Origin of the sequence: Virgibacillus sp. AGTR (genome assembly GCF_016919725.2) — a bacterium.
Taxonomy (GTDB): Bacteria; Bacillota; Bacilli; order Bacillales; family Amphibacillaceae; genus Virgibacillus; species Virgibacillus salarius.
In genome coordinates, this window is the sequence record NZ_JAJERH010000191.1 from 1 (window position 1) to 443 (window position 443).

Genomic DNA, 443 nt, shown 5'->3' on the forward strand with positions numbered 1-443 from the left:
CTAGATGAAAAAGTGAAGAAATACGATCAAGAAATCGAGGAAAGTGAAAAAGCAAAAGATCGCAAACAACTCCGTTCTATGCGAAAAGAACCCAAGCAATACCGTAAACAATTCCAAGACTATGTAATTCGTAAACAGAAATATCAAAATGATATGGAGATCTTTGGCAACCGCAATAGTTATTCTAAGACGGATCATGATGCCACTTTTATGAGAATGAAAGATGACTATATGAAAAATGGCCAACTTAAGGCGGGTTATAATGTACAAATTGCGACCGAAGGCCAGTACACATTAGCTTATGATGTATTTCCAAATCCTACGGATACTCGCACGTTTATTCCTTTCCTCAATAATATTGAAGAAAGGTACTTCAAGTTACCCAAGTATATTGTCGCTGACGCCGGTTATGGTAGTGAACAAAATTATAGTGAGGTATTACA

The 443-nt window shown here is 36.6% G+C and carries 1 protein-coding gene; it reads left to right on the plus strand.

Features of this window, described 5'->3' with window-relative positions; translation table 11 throughout:
* On the plus strand, positions 1 to 443 hold a 443-nt coding region (locus JUJ52_RS23185; protein WP_228089264.1), incomplete at both ends, for a transposase.